Origin of the sequence: Spirosoma oryzicola (assembly GCF_021233055.1) — a bacterium.
GTDB classification, from domain to species: Bacteria; Bacteroidota; Bacteroidia; order Cytophagales; family Spirosomataceae; genus Spirosoma; species Spirosoma oryzicola.
In genome coordinates, this window is record NZ_CP089538.1 from 2,966,708 (window position 1) to 2,984,345 (window position 17,638).

14 protein-coding genes are annotated in these 17,638 nt (G+C 48.4%); 8 read left to right on the forward strand and 6 right to left on the reverse strand.

Going from position 1 to position 17,638, the window contains the following annotated elements; all coding sequences use genetic code 11:
- The first annotated feature begins 11 nt into the window (after positions 1–11).
- The 3 genes from dnaK to LQ777_RS12575 all read left to right on the forward strand — a co-directional run bounded on the left by dnaK (position 12) and on the right by LQ777_RS12575 (position 4,401).
- Positions 12–1,937 carry a molecular chaperone DnaK gene (gene dnaK, locus LQ777_RS12565; RefSeq protein WP_232558273.1) on the forward strand — a complete coding sequence of 642 codons (1,926 nt, stop codon included), beginning with the start codon at positions 12–14 and terminating at the stop codon, positions 1,935–1,937.
- Positions 1,938–2,148: 211 nt separating this feature from the next.
- Positions 2,149–3,015 (forward strand): sugar phosphate isomerase/epimerase family protein, encoded by an 867-nt coding sequence (locus LQ777_RS12570; RefSeq protein WP_232558274.1) that lies wholly within the window; start codon positions 2,149–2,151, stop codon positions 3,013–3,015.
- A gap of 42 nt (positions 3,016–3,057) precedes the next feature.
- On the forward strand, positions 3,058–4,401 hold the full coding sequence (locus LQ777_RS12575; protein ID WP_232558275.1) for a Gfo/Idh/MocA family protein: 1,344 nt from the start codon (positions 3,058–3,060) through the stop codon (positions 4,399–4,401).
- 99 nt (positions 4,402–4,500) lie between these two features.
- On the opposite strand, the gene LQ777_RS12580 is transcribed toward LQ777_RS12575, so the two are convergent.
- On the reverse strand, positions 4,501–4,839 hold the full coding sequence (locus LQ777_RS12580; RefSeq protein WP_232558276.1) for a hypothetical protein: 339 nt from the start codon (positions 4,837–4,839) through the stop codon (positions 4,501–4,503).
- A gap of 149 nt (positions 4,840–4,988) precedes the next feature.
- Here LQ777_RS12580 and parS point away from each other — a divergent pair, with 149 nt between their 5' ends.
- The 4 genes from parS (at position 4,989) to LQ777_RS12600 (ending at position 10,209) form a co-directional block, all read left to right on the forward strand.
- Positions 4,989–5,372, forward strand: coding sequence for a type II RES/Xre toxin-antitoxin system antitoxin (gene parS / locus LQ777_RS12585; protein WP_232558277.1), 384 nt, complete (start codon positions 4,989–4,991; stop codon positions 5,370–5,372).
- Positions 5,373–5,390: 18 nt separating this feature from the next.
- The gene (locus LQ777_RS12590) at positions 5,391–5,840 is read left to right on the forward strand and encodes an RES family NAD+ phosphorylase (protein ID WP_232558278.1); all 450 of its coding nucleotides are present in this window, start codon (positions 5,391–5,393) and stop codon (positions 5,838–5,840) included.
- A 263-nt stretch (positions 5,841–6,103) separates the two neighbouring features.
- Positions 6,104–8,617, forward strand: coding sequence for a DNA gyrase subunit A (gene gyrA / locus LQ777_RS12595; protein ID WP_232558279.1), 2,514 nt, complete (start codon positions 6,104–6,106; stop codon positions 8,615–8,617).
- A gap of 143 nt (positions 8,618–8,760) precedes the next feature.
- A complete protein-coding gene (locus tag LQ777_RS12600; protein ID WP_232558280.1) occupies positions 8,761–10,209 on the forward strand; it encodes a tetratricopeptide repeat protein in 1,449 nt (482 codons plus the stop codon).
- Between the two features lie 656 nt (positions 10,210–10,865).
- Here the strand turns inward: LQ777_RS12600 and LQ777_RS12605 are convergent.
- Positions 10,866–11,357: a helix-turn-helix transcriptional regulator gene (locus LQ777_RS12605; RefSeq protein ID WP_232558281.1), complete on the reverse strand. Its 492-nt coding sequence runs from the start codon at positions 11,355–11,357 to the stop codon at positions 10,866–10,868.
- A 193-nt stretch (positions 11,358–11,550) separates the two neighbouring features.
- Positions 11,551–12,366 carry a 2,3,4,5-tetrahydropyridine-2,6-dicarboxylate N-succinyltransferase gene (locus LQ777_RS12610; protein WP_232558282.1) on the reverse strand — a complete coding sequence of 272 codons (816 nt, stop codon included), beginning with the start codon at positions 12,364–12,366 and terminating at the stop codon, positions 11,551–11,553.
- Between the two features lie 1,077 nt (positions 12,367–13,443).
- Here LQ777_RS12610 and gap point away from each other — a divergent pair.
- A complete protein-coding gene (gene gap / locus LQ777_RS12615; RefSeq protein ID WP_232558283.1) occupies positions 13,444–14,439 on the forward strand; it encodes a type I glyceraldehyde-3-phosphate dehydrogenase in 996 nt (331 codons plus the stop codon).
- Positions 14,440–14,536: 97 nt separating this feature from the next.
- On the opposite strand, the gene trmB is transcribed toward gap, so the two are convergent.
- From trmB to LQ777_RS12630, 3 genes are read right to left on the reverse strand one after another with little or no spacing between them, the layout of a single operon-like run.
- Positions 14,537–15,202, reverse strand: coding sequence for a tRNA (guanosine(46)-N7)-methyltransferase TrmB (gene trmB, locus LQ777_RS12620; RefSeq protein WP_232558284.1), 666 nt, complete (start codon positions 15,200–15,202; stop codon positions 14,537–14,539).
- Between the two features lie 2 nt (positions 15,203–15,204).
- Positions 15,205–16,491 (reverse strand): bifunctional folylpolyglutamate synthase/dihydrofolate synthase, encoded by a 1,287-nt coding sequence (locus LQ777_RS12625; protein ID WP_232558285.1) that lies wholly within the window; start codon positions 16,489–16,491, stop codon positions 15,205–15,207.
- The gene (locus LQ777_RS12630) at positions 16,492–17,430 is read right to left on the reverse strand and encodes an energy transducer TonB (protein ID WP_232558286.1); all 939 of its coding nucleotides are present in this window, start codon (positions 17,428–17,430) and stop codon (positions 16,492–16,494) included.
- Between the last annotated feature and the right edge of the window lie 208 nt (positions 17,431–17,638).

The window sequence follows — 17,638 nt, forward strand, 5'->3', positions numbered from 1 at the left end:
TGTTGGCAGTTATGGGAAAGATTATTGGTATTGACTTAGGCACCACAAACTCGTGTGTGGCCGTGATGGAAGGCAACGAGCCCGTCGTGATCCCCAACTCAGAAGGAGCACGGACGACGCCGTCGGTCGTCGCGTTTATGGATAACGGTAACGGCGAACGGAAAGTCGGCGCACCCGCCAAACGTCAGGCCATCACCAACCCCAAGAATACAATTTCCTCGATCAAGCGTTTCATGGGTAAGCGCTTCAACGAGGTAACAAACGAAGCGAAAAACGTCGCATATGACATCGAAAACGGCCCGAACGGAACCCCACGCGTTCGCATCGGCGACCGTCAATATACACCACAGGAAATTTCGGCGCTGATTCTGCAAAAAATGAAGCAGACGGCTGAAGATTACCTGGGTCAAACAGTAACCGAAGCTGTAGTTACGGTTCCGGCTTACTTTAACGATGCGGAGCGTCAGGCGACCAAAGAAGCGGGTCAGATCGCTGGTCTCGACGTAAAACGGATTATCAACGAACCAACCGCTGCGGCTCTGGCCTACGGTCTGGACAAAACGGATAAGGATCAGAAAATCGCGGTATTCGACTTAGGTGGCGGTACGTTCGATATTTCTATCCTTGAACTGGGCGATGGCGTATTCGAAGTAAAATCAACCGACGGTGATACGCACCTGGGTGGTGACGACTTCGACCAGGTGATCATCGACTGGCTCGCCGACGAGTTCAAAAAAGACGAAGGCATCGATCTGCGCCAGGACCCAATGGCCCTGCAACGCCTGAAAGAAGCCGCCGAGAAAGCAAAAGTAGAGTTGTCAAGCTCGACGTCGACGGAAATCAACCTGCCGTACATCATGCCGGTGAATGGTATCCCCAAACACCTGGTGCGTTCGCTGAGCCGCTCTAAATTTGAGCAATTGGCGGATACGCTGATCCAGCGGAGCTTGGAGCCTTGCCGTCGTGCCCTGAAAAATGCGGGTTTGTCGGCCAGCCAGATTGACGAAGTGATTCTGGTGGGTGGTTCGACCCGGATTCCGAAAGTACAGGACGAAGTCGAAAAACTGTTTGGTAAGAAACCGTCTAAAGCCGTTAACCCCGATGAAGCTGTAGCCATTGGTGCTGCGATTCAGGGTGGTGTATTGACCGGTGAAGTAAAAGACGTGTTGCTGCTCGACGTTATCCCGCTGTCGCTCGGTATCGAAACGATGGGTGGCGTGTTCACCAAAATGGTGGAAGCCAACACAACCATCCCGAGCAAGAAAGTGGAAGTGTACTCGACGGCTTCGGACAACCAGCCAAGCGTGGAAATCAACATCCTGCAAGGAGAGCGCCCGATGGCGGCTCAAAACCGTCAGTTAGGTCGGTTCATCCTGTCGGACATTCCACCCGCACCGCGTGGTGTTCCGCAAATCGAAGTAACCTTCGACGTGGATGCCAACGGTATTCTGAACGTAACGGCTAAAGATAAAGGTACCGGCAAAGAACAGAAAATTCGGATTGAAGCGTCGAGCGGTCTGACCGAAACCGAGATCAACCGGATGCGCGAAGAAGCGAAAGCCAATGAAGCGGCTGATAAAGCGGAACGCGAAAAAATTGAGAAAGTGAACCAGGCTGACTCGATGTTGTTCCAGACCGAGAAACAACTGAAAGAGTACGGTGACAAACTGACTCCGGACAACAAAACGGCGATCGAAGAGGCCCTTGGGCAGCTGCGCACCGCACACGGTTCGCGCGACGTAGCGGCCATCGATGCAGCCCTGGAGAAGTTGAATACGGCCTGGTCGGCTGCTTCGACGGATCTGTACAACGCGACTAACGGCGCGGGTGGTCCAACGGATGGTGCCGGTTTTGACGGTGGAAACCCGAACCCCGGTAACCAGGGACAACCAACCGGCGACAATGTGTCGGACGTACCCTACGAAGAAGTAAAATAAGCTCCTAAAACAGGAAGCCCCGCTGAGGAAACTTAGCGGGGCTTTTTTGTTGGTGGCTACTACGGGCCAACGGGTCAGAATCGGCTCTTTCTTGTACCAAAGCAATAATCTGTTGCATTCATAACCAAAACAAAGGGCCCGCATCAGTAAAAACCACGTACATCGGCCTTACCTTACCTGGGATAGCCCAAAAACTTACCAGTTTGTAGTAATGACGACGCGACGATCGTTTCTAAAAAATGCGGGAGGCACGGTTGCCCTGGCCACAGTAGGCCCGGTTGCAATGGCTTCCGGACGAATTACCGAAACCCACCACGCTCCCGGTGAAGACCTGTTCAAACTAGGCATGGCGGGGTATACATTTGTTCATTTCACCCTGGATCAGGCGTTGGAGATGATGAAGAAAACGGACGTCCATTATCTGTGCATCAAGGATTTTCATCTTCCGCTGAACAGCACACCCGAACAGATTACGGCCTTCCACGAAAAGCTGGCCAAGGCGGGAGTGACGGGTTATGCCGTTGGGCCTATCTACATGAAAACCACGCAGGAGGTTGATAATGCCTTTGCCTATGCCAAACGAGTCGGCGTGAAGCTTATCATTGGCGTGCCGAATACCGACTTATTACCTTATGTGGATAAGAAAGTAAAAGAGTACGATTTTCGGTTCGCTATTCATAACCACGGCCCCGACATCGAATTGTACCCCAACGCCGTTTCTATTCACAACGCCATCAAAAACCTTGACGCCCGCATCGGTTTCTGTTTCGACATGGGCCATGACCGGCGGAACGGCGATGATCCGGTAGCGGATTTGCAAACCTACGCCAAACGCATCTTCGATATTCACCTCAAAAACGTGACGGCGGCTTCCAAGGAAGGAAAAACCTGCGAACTGGGCCGGGGCGTAATCGATATTCCGGCTTTTGTGGATATGCTGCGTAAAGTCAAATACGACGGTTCCTGTAGTCTGGAGTACGAAAAAGACATGAAAGATCCGCTGGCGGGTATTGCCGAATCGGTCGGGTACTTCAAAGGGGTTTGCGATGCCACCCGAACCAACAAGCGAAAATCGTAGAACCGTTCGGTCGCTCACTCACGTATTAATCAACCTGCAAGAATGGAAACAACGAGACGAGAATTTATAAAAAAAGCAGCCCTGAGCACCGCCGGGCTAACCGTTGGCGGACTGGCGACGGGTATGTCGGCGAAAAGCTACGCGAAAATAATTGGGGCCAATGAACGACTAAACCTGGCCATTGTCGGGCTGGGTCGGCGGCTGGGCGCGTACTACGAACCCATCTCGAAAAAAGACAGTAACGTCGAACTGGTGTATTTGTGTGATGTGATGAAAAAGCAGCGGGAGTCGGCGCTCCAGAAATTTTCGAAACACATCGACTACAAACCAAAACTGGAGAACGACGTTCGTAAAGTGATTGCCGACAAAAATGTGGATGCGCTTTTTATCGCGACTCCCGATCACTGGCACGCGCCGGGTACCTGGATGGCGGTGCAGGGTGGTAAACACGTGTACGTCGAAAAACCCTGTAGTCATAATCCCCGCGAAGGCGAGCTACTGGTCGATTTTCAGAAGAAATACAAGAAGGTCATTCAGATGGGTAACCAGCAACGCTCGGCGCTGGAATCCATCGACATCATCAATCAGATTCACAACGGTGCTATCGGTAAGCCGTTTAAAGCGGTAGCGTTCTACGCGAGTGCGCGGGGCGAGGTGCCCATCCCGAAGAAAGCGCCCGTTCCGGAAGGGCTGGACTGGGATTTGTTTCAGGGACCAGCTCCCCGTATGGAATACACCCACGACACCTGGGATTACAACTGGCACTGGTATGGCTGGCTGTACGGTACCGCCGAAAGCGGCAACAATGCTACCCATGAACTGGACGTAGCCCGCTGGGCCTTGCAGGTCGACTATCCTGAATACGTAACGGTTGAGGCTGCCAAGCGGTATTTCGCCGAGGACGGCTGGGCGGTGTACGATACGATGGATGCGACTTTCCGGTTTCCTGGTGACAAAATCATCAAGTGGGACGGCAAGAGCCGGAACGGCCATAAAACCTACGGAAGCGACCGGGGCACGATTATCTACGGTACCAACGGAACCGTTTACGTGGACCGGGATGGCTACACGCTCTATAACCGGGACGGTAAAGTGATTAAAGACAGCAAATCGAAAGGCTCCGAAGCCGGAACCGCGCTCGGCGGTGGTGGTGATATGACCACTCGGCACGTCGTTAATTTCTTTGAGGCTATCCGGGGGAAAGAAAAACAGAACTCGCCCATTGAAGAAGGAGCCAAGAGCACGTTGCTGTGTCATCTGGCTAACATTGCTTACCGGACCAACAAGCCGTTTGCGGTAGATCCAAAGAACGGACACATCCAGGATCGGGACGCCATGAAGCTGTGGAGCCGTGAATACGAAAAAGGCTGGGAGCCCAAACTATAAGTATTTTCGATCATCGATTCCTGATCAAAAAAACGAAGCCCCGCTATAGTCCATAGCGGGGCTTTTTGTGAAAACGGTTTCCAGAACTCTGTCGTTTATCTATTGCTTTTTTTTGCCCGACGATGGGTTTCCTTTCCCCGTAGCGGCTGCTTGTTTGGCTGATGAATTACTCTTGGTCGTGCCGGAACCGTCGGGCGAAGCCGAGCGGTTTTTTTTCGCGGTTGGTGGTACGTACATATACGCACGGGAAGCCCCTTCGTCGTCAATGGTCATGCTATTCGGACTGCTGGTCGTGACGCGTTGACCTTCGGTCAGGTACCCCGACCCCGTCGATGCAGTCGAGCCACCGCTTTTGCCACCCGTTGTTGATTGGGCCATACTCAGTGAGGTAAGGCCGATAGCCAGGAAAAGACTGGCTGCTGTTACGGTCGTTTTCATATCAAGTAGAAACGGTTTCGTTGTGAACATTTGTCCTGGTATAAACTACTGATGCAGCCGGAAGTTTATAGCGGGAGGGATTATCGCGTCGAATGGGAACGGGTAGACAAAATTCTTTGTTCGTTAGACAAAATTCCTATATTTGTTGTATGACCGTTCCTGACCGCACCGCGCTTGTTTTCTCGGCCCTCAAGGGGGTACCGGCTATCGGTTTCTTCGAAATTGCTGATCTGACCGGCTACCGGCGCGAACAGCTGGCCGAAGTTTTTGATACGTCCCTAAAAACGTTTCAACGGTACGAACGGGAAAATAAAAAACTCAACCCGCAGGACAGCGAGAAGGTGCTTAAAATTAGAGCGCTCTTTCAGACGGGGGAATCGGTTTTTGGTTCGGCAGCGGCATTCCGGCGCTGGATGGACAAACCGGCTTACGGATTGGGAAACCAGGTCCCGTTTGATCTACTGCATACGTCGGGCGGCATCGATTTGATTATGGACGAAGTAATCCGTATCGAATACGGTGATCTGGCCTAACGGACTAGCCTGCTTACCATGCTTGTCTACCGAATTACGAAAGCCCTGTATGCCGACCGTCTGGTGGCATCTGGTGGCGCTGCCCGCTGGAATGAGCGGAATCAATTTGTGATTTATACCGCTGCTACCCGCGCGCTGGCCTGTCTCGAAAACGTGGTCCACCGGAGCGGAGAAGGATTGCAGGAGAACTTCCGGGTGATGGTGATCGATGTTCCAGAAGCGTTGCGTGTAGAAACAATCCTACCAGAATCGCTGCCCACCGATTGGTTCGATTTCCGACAGTACGATGCTTGTCAGCGGCTAGGAGGGGAGTGGCTCAGGCAAGGGCGTACGGCGGTGTTGCGGGTTCCGTCGGCCATTATTCCGAACGAATGGAATTACCTGTTAAGTCCGTCCCATCCCGATTTTTCACAGATTCAACTGCTTCGAACCGAACCCTTTGTTTTTGATCCGCGCATCAAAGTCTAGGAAAACGTATAGGGAATCGGCTGACGGATGCGGGCTGTTTCGGGTATATTTTCGTTGAAATAGAATTGTATTTCATCTAGACGTTAGAGCGTTGGCTGCTTGCCATTTATCCGCTCGTGCTTTTGTGCTTCCTCCGTCAATTTAAGCCAATTCTGCCGTATAATTCGCTTTTCTCCGGAAAAATTTGTATATTTGTTTATAAAGCGGTTTAAGCGTACAGGCTGAACCGGAATAGTAATTTTCTGCGAAACTCCTATTAGAATATGGCGGAAGAAAATCCCGACCTCGAATCGCCCAGTAACATTATTCCCATTAACATTGAGGACGAAATGCGTGGGGCTTACATTGATTATTCAATGTCGGTCATTATCTCGCGCGCCCTCCCCGACGTTCGTGACGGCCTGAAGCCGGTTCACCGTCGGGTGCTTTTTGGTATGGCCGAACTGGGGGTTAACTACAATAAACCTCATAAGAAATCAGCCCGTATTGTCGGGGAGGTATTGGGTAAATACCACCCGCACGGTGATTCGTCCGTTTACGACACGATGGTTCGCATGGCCCAGGACTGGTCGTTGCGGTATCCGCTCGTTGATGGACAGGGGAACTTTGGTTCGATTGACGGCGACTCGCCTGCGGCCATGCGCTATACCGAAGCCCGGTTAAAGCGGATTGCCGAAGAGTTGCTGACTGATATTTACAAAGAAACGGTTGACTTTCAACCGAACTTCGATGACTCGCTGGAAGAACCGTCGGTGATGCCCGCGAAGTTGCCGAATCTATTGCTCAACGGTTCGTCGGGGATTGCCGTCGGGATGGCCACCAACATGGCTCCGCACAACCTGACCGAAGTGGTTGATGGCATTGTCGCTTACCTGGACAATAACGATATCACCGTTGAGGAACTGATGCAGTACGTTAAAGCCCCTGACTTTCCGACGGGCGCGACGATCTACGGCATGGAAGGGGTTAAGTCGGCATTCAAAACCGGTCGTGGCCGGGTGGTGATGCGGGCGAATGCAACCATCGAAGAAAATCGGGGCAAAACCCAGATCATTGTTACGGACGTTCCGTACATGGTCAACAAAGCGGTGATGCTCGAGAAGACTGCCGAACTGATCAACGACAAGCGCATTGAAGGGATCACCGCGTTCCGGGACGAATCAGATCGCGATGGTCTGCGAGTGGTGTACGATCTGCGGAAGGATGCTATTCCGAACGTTGTTCTGAACAACCTGTATAAGCATACAGCGCTGCAATCGTCGTTCAGCATCAACAACGTCGCGCTCGTTAAAGGGCGGCCGATGCTGCTGAATCTGAAAGATATGATGAAGTACTATGTCGAGCACCGCTTCGATGTAGTAACCCGCCGGACGCAGTACGAGCTGCGCGAAGCCGAGAAACGGGCGCATATCTTAGAGGGATTATTGATCGCCCTCGATAATATCGATGCGGTGATTAACCTGATCCGTTCATCCCGTGATTCCGATGTTGCCCGCACGGGTCTGATGGAGCAGTTTTCCCTGAGCGACGTTCAGGCGAAAGCCATTCTGGAGATGCGTCTGCAACGGCTGACGGGTCTGGAACGGGACAAGCTACAGGCCGAGTACGACGAGTTGATGCGTGAGATCGCGAACCTGAAAGAAATTCTGGCTAGTGAAGAGCGTAAGCGGCAAGTTATCAAAGAAGAATTGCTCGACATCCGTGCCCGCTACGGTGACGAACGCCGGACCCAGATCAATGCCCTCGGCGACGGAAACATCAGTGATCTTTCGCTGATTGCCGATGAGGACATGGTGATCACCATTTCGCACGAAGGCTACATCAAGCGTACGCCGACGACCGAATACCGTTCGCAGGGACGCGGGGGAGTGGGAGCGAAGGCAGCTACCACGAAAGAGGAAGATTTTACCGAACACCTCTTCACCGCTACCATGCACAACACCCTGCTGGCCTTTACCCAGAAGGGACGCTTGTACTGGTTGCCCGTGTACGAACTACCCGAAGGTTCCCGAACCTCGAAAGGGAGACCCCTCGCCAACTTCATTAATATTGAAGGTGACGATAAGGTCCGGGCTGTCATCAACGTGACGGATCTGAAGAACGAGGATTACATCAACAATAATTACATTGTGATGTGTACACGCCAGGGCACGATCAAAAAGACGATGCTCGAAGCGTTCTCCCGGCCCCGTCAGAATGGGATCATCGCCATTACGATCGATGAAGACGATCAGCTGATTGGTGTTTGTCTGACCAACGGTGATAACGACATTGTGATCGCGTCAAGTGCGGGTAAAGCCGTTCGCTTCCACGAAAGCCGCGTTCGTCCGATGGGCCGTACGGCTGCGGGGGTACGCGGTATTACGCTGGATGAGGAAGACACCACGGACCACGTAGTGGGTATGGTCTGCATTGACTCAACGCAGGCCCAGTTGCTGGTTGTTTCGGAGAAAGGGTACGGAAAGCGGTCAGAAATTGAGGAATATCGAGTAACGAATCGTGGTGCCAAAGGCGTTGGAACATTGAAAGTAACCGAGAAGGTCGGTCGTTTGGTGGCTATCCTTGATGTGGCTGATAACAACGATCTGATGATTATCAATAAATCCGGAATCGCTATCCGGACGCCGGTTACCGATATTAGTGTAATTGGCCGAAACACGCAGGGTGTTCGTCTGATCAGTCTGCGCGATGGCGATGCCATTTCGTCGGTGACGAAAATTAAGCAGGAGGAGGGAGAGGATGGTCTCGTGACTGAATCCGACGAAATTTCCGCTTAAGTAATTTAGTATGAGTGCGTTGAGCCGCCGGAACTGATGGTCTATACTGTCCCGGCGGCTCAAACAATTTAAGGTCAGTCATGCTTATACAGACAGAATCGTTAATTTCGTTTCTGAAAATAAAACACAACCCCATTTAACACATGAAATCATCAGCTATTGCAGTTCTCGTAGCGTGTTGCCTGTCCGCAGGAGCCTATGCTCAGAATCAGGGTGGGGCAGCCAATGCATTGGATGCTGCCGCGATGGATGCCATTAAAAAAGACAAGGACAAGAGCGACAAGGATATCGCGGACGCGAAAGCGTCGACCAAAGCCAGCACCTGGATGGATCGGGCTAAAACGTACCAGAATATCGCGGCTCAATATATCCGCGTCGATTCCAGTGCTGCTACCACCGCGTACGAAGCATACAAAAAAGTAATCGAATTAGACAAGGACAAGAAAGGTGGTCCGGGCCGGCTGGCGAAAGAAGCCGAGGAGGCTATGAAGGGCCAAGCGCTCTACGGTGCTTTCATGCAACAAGGAGTTGCTAAATTCCAGTCGAAAAATTATCCTGATGCGATCAAGGCAATGACCGTGGCTGGTGATATCAATCCAAAAGATACGCTGGCACCGTTATATACAGCGATCGCTGCTCAGCAGTTGAAAGATAATGCTACCGCAAAAACCCAGTTGGAAAAATACATCGCTGGTGGTGGTAAAGACGCGTCTATTTACGGTTCGCTGGCGATGCTGTACAGTACCGACAACGAAGTGGATAAAGCACTGGCTACCTTGGATAAAGGGATAGCACTTGCCCCCAACAATAAAGATCTGTCGAATGAGAAGGTCAACATCATGCTTCGTACAAACCGGATGGATGATGCGATCGCGGGAATGAAGCAGATGGTTGAGAAAGATCCGAAGAACGTTCAGAACTTGGTAAACCTGGGTATCATTTATGATAACGCAGCTACCAAAGCGAAAGAAGAAGTTCGGAAGCTGGAAGGCGAAACAAAGAAAAGCGGTAACGCTGGCAAGCAGCTCGCCGATGCGAAAGGTTTGCTGGATACGTACAGCAGTGAGGTAACTCGCCTGAGTGGTTTGATCAAGAAGCAGCCAAAGAGCGCGGAACTGAAGCGTCAGTTAGCTGACGTTCAGAAAAGAGCCGCTGATCAGAAAGCCGAGATTGCCCGGTTGGATGCAGCCGCTAAAGAAGCGTCGGCTAACGCATCGGCTACCGCGGACTCGGAAAAGCGGTTGACCGAACTGAGACAGAAGCAAACGGAACAAATGGGGCTAGCTAAAGACTACTACACGAAAGCGCTGGCCGTTGATCCGAATAACTACGATGCAAACTTTAACCTGGGCGTTTACTATTATAACGAAGGGGCTGAGTTGAACAAGCAGTTGTCAGCCATGGATATGAAAGAGTATCAGGCTAAGGGTAAGGAAATCGAAGGAAAAGTTTGTGGTAAGTTCAAACTGGCGTTACCATACTTTACCAAAGCCAAGTCGATTAAAGACGAAGCGGAAGTAACGGACAACCTGACAAACCTGCAAAACATTCTAAAACAGTACGAAGAAAAGAAAGTAGTCTGTGCAGAATAACACTAGGAGGGCCGGTACCAAAAGTATCGGCCCTCTTTTATGATGATCTTACTTAACATAATATAAATTATATAACAAATCGTATTGTACTGGAATAGCTGTCATGATACCGACCATGTTTAGTTTAGCTATGAAAGTAAGTAGTTTTCTTGAGATCAAGAAAACTACCAAGAGGGTGCCTTTCGCTGCAAGGTGATTGAACTCTACCGTGGGATTGGTGAGTAAAGACTAGCTTTTAGCTGAATTAAAAATCTTCCCAAATTCGCAGCATGTCTTAAACCAGATCTATCGACGCCATTATTATAAGTTCAAATAGCCTTGGCTGAGGAAAAACAAAATCGATGATTGGCGTACGCTCAGCAAGCAATTATCCCATGCTCCAAGTGGAAAAAATAAAGCTCAAAACCGTATGGTTTGCGTGACTTGATCGACAAGTTATCCACGTGGAACGCTAAAGTATTGCTTTACAAGGGTTTAGGGCATAAACGCAAAAAACAGTCTCCAGAGCATTCTAAAGGCTGTTTTCTAAGTATCTACAATTGGTTATTGGCGGTGAAACCGACGAGTAAAACGAATTAACGATCCTGATTCAACTGAGTTTATAACAAGAAACTAGCTCCAATAGGTCTAGTAGCTAATTATCTTCGGCAGCAACGTCAATGAGTTGATGTATACTCCCGGAATGAGCCATCCGTATAAAAAATCAGGATTCGTTCAACCTTCTTCTCTGCTGTGGTTGGCATCGGGGCTGGCTCCTCGACAAACTCAGAATTTATAGGAACTGTCGGCGAACTTGGTGGAATTTCATTGCGCTGGCTTCTTACGCCTAGAGGCTGCGGTACGGAATAAGAGACCTCTTGATGAAATCGATCAGGACGATCGTTCGGGCGAATCGTATTTCTAGTGGAGTAATTGATAGACGACGCCTGGGACGGCATCGGGTTTTGACTTTCATCTTCCATAATCCACTCGTAGCCCAACTCAGGAAAACGGCGAATTATTTTTTGTATAATGTCGAAACTAGGTCGATTTCGTCCTGATAATATATGAGAGATGCTAGACCGCTGAACCCCTATCTCATCGGCGAAATAAGACGGAGACAAGTTCTTTTCAATTAGGATCTGTTTAATCTTATCATTGATGGTCATAATTCTTCTTTGTCTACGGAATACCATATGCGATACAAAGATAAACGTAAATTCTGTACCGTAAATTACAGCCGTAAATGTACGGACATAATACAAAAATAAATAGGGTGTACAATTGAATAATAACAATTGTACACCCTATTTATTTTTGTCACGTTACTGGTTATGTAAGTAAATGTGACTTTGTAAACTATTAAACTGTTACATTGTTCTCGCGCAACGCATCGTTCAGGGATGTTTTTAAATCTGTAGATTCTTTACGCTGGCCAATAATAATAGCACAAGGAACATGAAATTCGCCAGCCGGAAATTGTTTAGCATAGCTACCAGGGATCACAACGGAGTTAGCAGGAACTTTTCCTTTGTACTCGACGGGCTTTTCACCAGTAACGTCAATGATTTTTGATGAGCCAGTGATGGTTACTCCGGCGCCGAGTACAGCCCGCTTACCTATGTGAGCTCCCTCAACAACAATGCAACGCGAACCAATAAAGGCTCCATCTTCAACAATGACGGGTGCGGCTTGTGGTGGTTCAAGTACTCCCCCAATGCCAACACCGCCACTAAGGTGAACATCTTTACCAATCTGAGCGCAACTGCCTACGGTAGCCCATGTATCAACCATCGTACGTTCATCTACATAAGCACCAATGTTTACATACGAAGGCATAAGGATAACCCCCGGCGCCTGATAGGAACCGTATCGGGCAACAGCCGGTGGAACTACCCGTACTTTAGCTTCAGCGAATTTAGTTTTTAATGGGATCTTGTCGTGGAATGAAAAAATTCCTACCTCCTCTTGTTTCATCTGTTGACTAATGAAATAAAGAAGTATGGATTTTTTTACCCACTCATTGACGATCCATTCCCCCTGTTCATCAGTCGATGGATTGGCCACCCGCAGAACTCCCCTATCTAATTGATCTATTACTTCTTTGATCAACTCAATTGATTTTGGATCAGCTAATAATTCTCGATTAGCCCAAATAGCTTCGATTTCGTTACGCATTCAGTTAAAGTAAAAGTTTATAGATAACCTTATAACTTTCTCATATTCAGTGTTATATACTAATAAGCAGAATATTCTTTTATATTTCAATGATATTATATAGGTATATAAATTCTAGCGACTCAAAGATAGTAATAAGACGCGTATAGTTTAAATATAGCTTAGAATTTTTGAGGACTGTTTTTAAAGGATGGTTCTAAAGCAGTTAAGTATCATTGGTCCTCTATTAACTTGTTGCATAAATAATGCCATCTACATATAGGAACCACAAAATCGAACTGATAGTAGTTTTGGAAAAAAAAGAATAAATGTTTCTACTATCTATGACTGTGTTAAATTATTGATCTGCTAGCAAGCGCATAGTTGGGATTGTACTCGCTTGGTTAACAAAAAGAACTATGTCCTACCTGTTAAGATCGACAAATTCCTATCTATTTTAAGCTTTATGAAGCCATTTATAAATCAATAAATAAAGTCATCATTGGTCCAGTATGTTCTTAACTGATATGCATTGTAGGTGTACGTATAGATTTTAATTTCTGATCTAATAGTCACGATAAGACTTCTAACTCAGTATGCTTCTGATTCCAAGTAGAATAAATTAACCAATCAAACTTAGTAGACTCGAGAGAAATATAAGAGAATATAAAGCCTTCAGGCGTTCTGTATGCATGCAAAAATAATAGTAGAAATTGAGCCTCACTGTGGGCAAAAATCAGCAATAATCTATTTCAATATGATTACCGACGATCGTAGAACCATAGTCTAAAGTCAAATTAGTTATAGCTCTCCTATTCAAAAGAGATTTAGCTGATAAAACTAAGTTAGTAAAATTAGTATTCTCTGTAGTATTTTATGCGAAAATTAGCAATTTGTTTAGTATATTCCTATAAATATTAGGAAACATTGCAAATACGGCTAAATATTGTTAGTTTTACTAATATAATTTACTAAATTTATAAACTGATTTACTAATATACTAAAATTGTCTTTCTGATATTGCTAAATATCTTATCTTTTTATCTCCTCTACTTTAATCCGTATATTTGAGGCCAAAACAAATTATTTTTTAAGTTCATGGAAAAAATACGCGTTGCCATTAATGGCTTCGGTCGCATCGGTCGCCTTTCTTTCAGACAACTACTAGCAAAGGAAAACATTGAAGTTGTAGCGATTAATGATCTAACAGATAATGCAACATTAGCACATCTGTTAAAGTATGATTCCGTACACGGCAAGTTTTCTGGAAGTGTCGAGTCAGATAAAGAAAGTATTACCGTAAACGGTCAGCGGATAAACGCTTACGCGGAGCGGGACCCCAAGAATCTTCCCTGGAAAGATCTAAACGTTGACGTGGTTCTTGAGTCAACTGGCCGCTTTGTAGATGAAGCTGGTGCCGGACAACATTTGCAAGCCGGTGCTAAAAAAGTAGTTATCTCTGCTCCCGCTAAAGGCAACATCCCTACGGTTGTTTTAGGCGTCAATGACGAAACACTGACAGGCGAGGAAACAATCGTATCGAATGCTTCCTGTACAACCAACTGCCTGGCGCCAATGGCAAAAGTTCTGGATGATGTTTTCGGTATCGAGAAAGGATACATGACAACCATCCACGCTTATACCGCTGACCAGAATTTGCAGGACGCTCCTCACTCTGATCTACGTCGGGCCCGGGCAGCTGCTCTATCAATCGTTCCAACGTCTACCGGTGCCGCTAAAGCAGTTGGTTTAGTACTTCCTCAATTGAAGGGTAAACTAGACGGAAACGCACTCCGCGTACCAACTCCCGATGGATCGCTGACCGATTTAACGGTCGTTTTGAAACGGGAAGTCACGATTGAAGAGATCAACAATGCGATCAAAGAAGCATCGGAAACGACGCTGAAAGGGTATCTGGAATACACGGAGGATCCAATCGTTTCTATTGACATCGTAGGCAACCCACACTCATGCATATTCGATTCACAGTTGACTGCTGCTAATGGAAACCTGGCAAAAGTAGTGGGCTGGTACGATAACGAATTTGGCTACTCAAGCCGTGTTGCTGACTTGATCGTAAAGCTATTTAAGTAAGTCACAAATGTAAACTAAGTCGCTGGAAGGCCAGTCATCTACCTAGTTTACCTTATTGAATAGACTTTCTGGTTCTTAATTTACAAATGGGTGCGGTTTACAAAACTGCACCCATTTTACATTGTAAATAGTTGATTGTAAAGCCTTTATTAAAAAACATTTCTTCGTATTTAGTCTTTATACCGATGTGAATTCTATTTAAATTGGACTGATATAGGTCTGTTGTTGATTGTAAATCGTAGCAACCGTTGCCTTTAACTTGTTCCAGACTATACGCGAACAGCTCGGGATTGTCAGTTTTCAAATGTAATGATCCACCAGGCTTAAGTAGTCGTTTGTAAACAGCCAAAAAGCGTGGATGCGTCAGTCGGTGCTTCTCTTGTTTCGGCCTGGGTTGCGGGTCAGGAAATGTAATCCAGATCTCATTGACCTCTCCTTCGTCAAAGAATTCCTCCAGGTAATTAATGTCTGTCCGTAGGAATGCCACGTTCGACAAACCCAGGGTCTGCGCGATCTTCGACCCTCTCGCAATCCGGTCTCCTTTGATATCGACACCGATGAAATTTTTGTCGGGAAACGCCTGCGCTAAGCCAACGGTGTATTCACCTTTCCCACACGCCAACTCCAGTATTAGCGGATTTTCGTTTGTAAAATAGTCGGCACGCCAATGACCTTTAATGCTTTTGTAAAGAGGTTTACCAACTTCAATGACGTTTGTGCTTTCCGCATTTTGCAGAAAGAAATGATGTTTGCGACGAGTCACGGTTATAAATTAATTAATTCAGCAATGTGATAATTACTCCCCGTAACGACCACTAAATCGTTAGGGGATGCTTCCTGTAAAGCAGCTTCAAGCGCACTGTTTACATCCTTGTAGTAAGCGCCGAAACGGCCCAGCACCTGTGCTTCCGCTTGCAACGTTTCGGCGGGCAGTGACCGGGGTGAATCGGCCTGACAGAAATAGTAAGTAGCCGATGTGGGTAAGGTGAGCAGAACCGAAGTCCGATCTTTGTCGGCAACCAGGCCGATGACCATTCGCAACGAAGCACATGACATGGTTTGCAGCGTGGCAAAAAGCGCTTCCAGTCCCGGTTTATTATGGGCTGTATCGACAATAACACGGGGCTCCTGACGAAGCATCTGGAAACGACCTTTCAGTCCGGTCAGTGAAACCACCGATCGTAAACCGTTCTCAATAGCCTCGAATGAGACGGGCCATATTGGCTGTAAAACAGCGATTGTGGCGAGCACCGTTGCTACGTTCCGAAGCTGGTAACCGCCCGTCAAATCCAACGACAAGGACCGCGTTGGAGCCGTATCGTTGCGAACGCGTAGCTGCCGCAGCCCTTCCGAAACCCCATCCTGTTCTACTAAATACTGCTGGTCGGCAATGGTCAGTGGGGCATTTAGCAAATTAGCAATATCGGTAAAGACCGGAATTGTTTCGGCCTGCGTTTCTCCCACGATGACCGGAACGCCGGGTTTTATAATTCCGGCTTTCTCCCGGGCGATTTGCGGGAGTGTGTCACCCAACACGTCGGTATGATCATAGCCGATATTGGTGATCACCGATGCCAGCGGTGTAATTACGTTGGTCGAGTCGAGCCGCCCCCCCAGGCCTACTTCAATGATCGCCACATCGAGTTGCTGGCGGGCGAAATAATCGAAAGCCATTGCTACAGTTACCTCGAAAAAAGACGGTTCGATGGTTTCGATCAACGCCTGATTGGCTGTTACGAAAGCGGCTACCTCCTCTTCGGCGATCGGCTGCCCATTGAGCCGAATGCGCTCGGTAAACGATTTTAGGTGTGGAGATGTGTACAATCCTACCCGATAACCCGCCGACTGATAAACAGCCGCCAGCATGTGTGAGGTACTGCCCTTGCCGTTTGTTCCGGCAACATGAATACTGTTAAACTGGTGTTGCGGATTACCGAGTGCCTCACACAATCGGAGCGTATTGGTCAATCCGGGCTTGAGTGCCTTGGCACCGATCCGGTGAAAAACGGGGAGCCGACTGTACAGATAGTCGAGCGCTTCCTGATACTGCATTTACTTGGACGTGATAATAAAGGTAATCGTACCGGTGGCTACGGGTGGCGTAGCGCCCCCTTTGGGCCGAAGTCGAAGCCGTTGCACCGCTTTCCGGTAAACTTCGACGACGGACGGACTAACGGTTGTTTGCTGGGTTTGAACGCGGGTAATTTCGCCCTCGCCATCAACGGTAATCTTAAACACAATCTTTCCGGTTTCATCCGAATCGTCGTTCACGCTCGGACGACCGGCCAGTGACCAGCCCGACACGTCAAATGCAACGCCCGTAGCGGCCCCACCCGGCGTACCGTATAAACTCTTGGCATCAATTTTACCGTTTGGATTGCCTTTGTCCCCAACGCCACTGGCGTCATCCCCGTTGTTGTTGCCCCCGACACCGGATGCTTTGCCAATTGTTCCATTGGAACCTCCGCTGCTGGTTGATTTTTTAAACAAGGCATCACTGTTTACCGACTCGGCTTTCCGGGTCGGAGCGGGTGGAGCAGGCCGTTCGGCGGGGGCTACCTTCGCGGTTTCGATTCGTTTCGGTTCCGGACGTTCGGGCGTGGTTACCGGGCTTTCCGCTTTGCTGGCAATAATCGGCTTTTCCGTTGCGGTTTTGGCGGGTTTGGCATCCTCAACCTTCGGCGTTGGAACGGGCCGGACCTTTTCCAGCTTGGGCGTCATCGTTACTTTCGGATTCTCGCGTTTTTCGGACGCTTTCACTTCTTCGGGGTTGGGCGAATCGGATGCCTTATTGTGCGTCTGGATGCGACCGCTTCCCCGCGTATCTGTTCCGAAGTTAACCTCCACAAACTGGATAGGCGTTGGAACGGGAACGGTCTGCGACAGATGAACAAATAAGAGAACGGCCACCAACAGGACGTTGATAAGGGCTGCCCCCGCCAGCGACTTTACCCGAATGGATTCTTCGTTGTCAAATGTGATTCGGTTCATGAAGTAGGATTAACGGATTAAATGGATTGGTGTACACTATAACGTTACCAGCCTCCGCTTCGTTTATGACGGATTAGCTGGATTGACAGAACGGACCGATTTCATTGATCAGTGGGGTGAAAAAGAACAGGCCAATGGGTGCGGATTCGGGCAAAAAGTAATTCTATAAACAAAGTAACGTAAAATCTAGGACAGATGGCCGAACGCT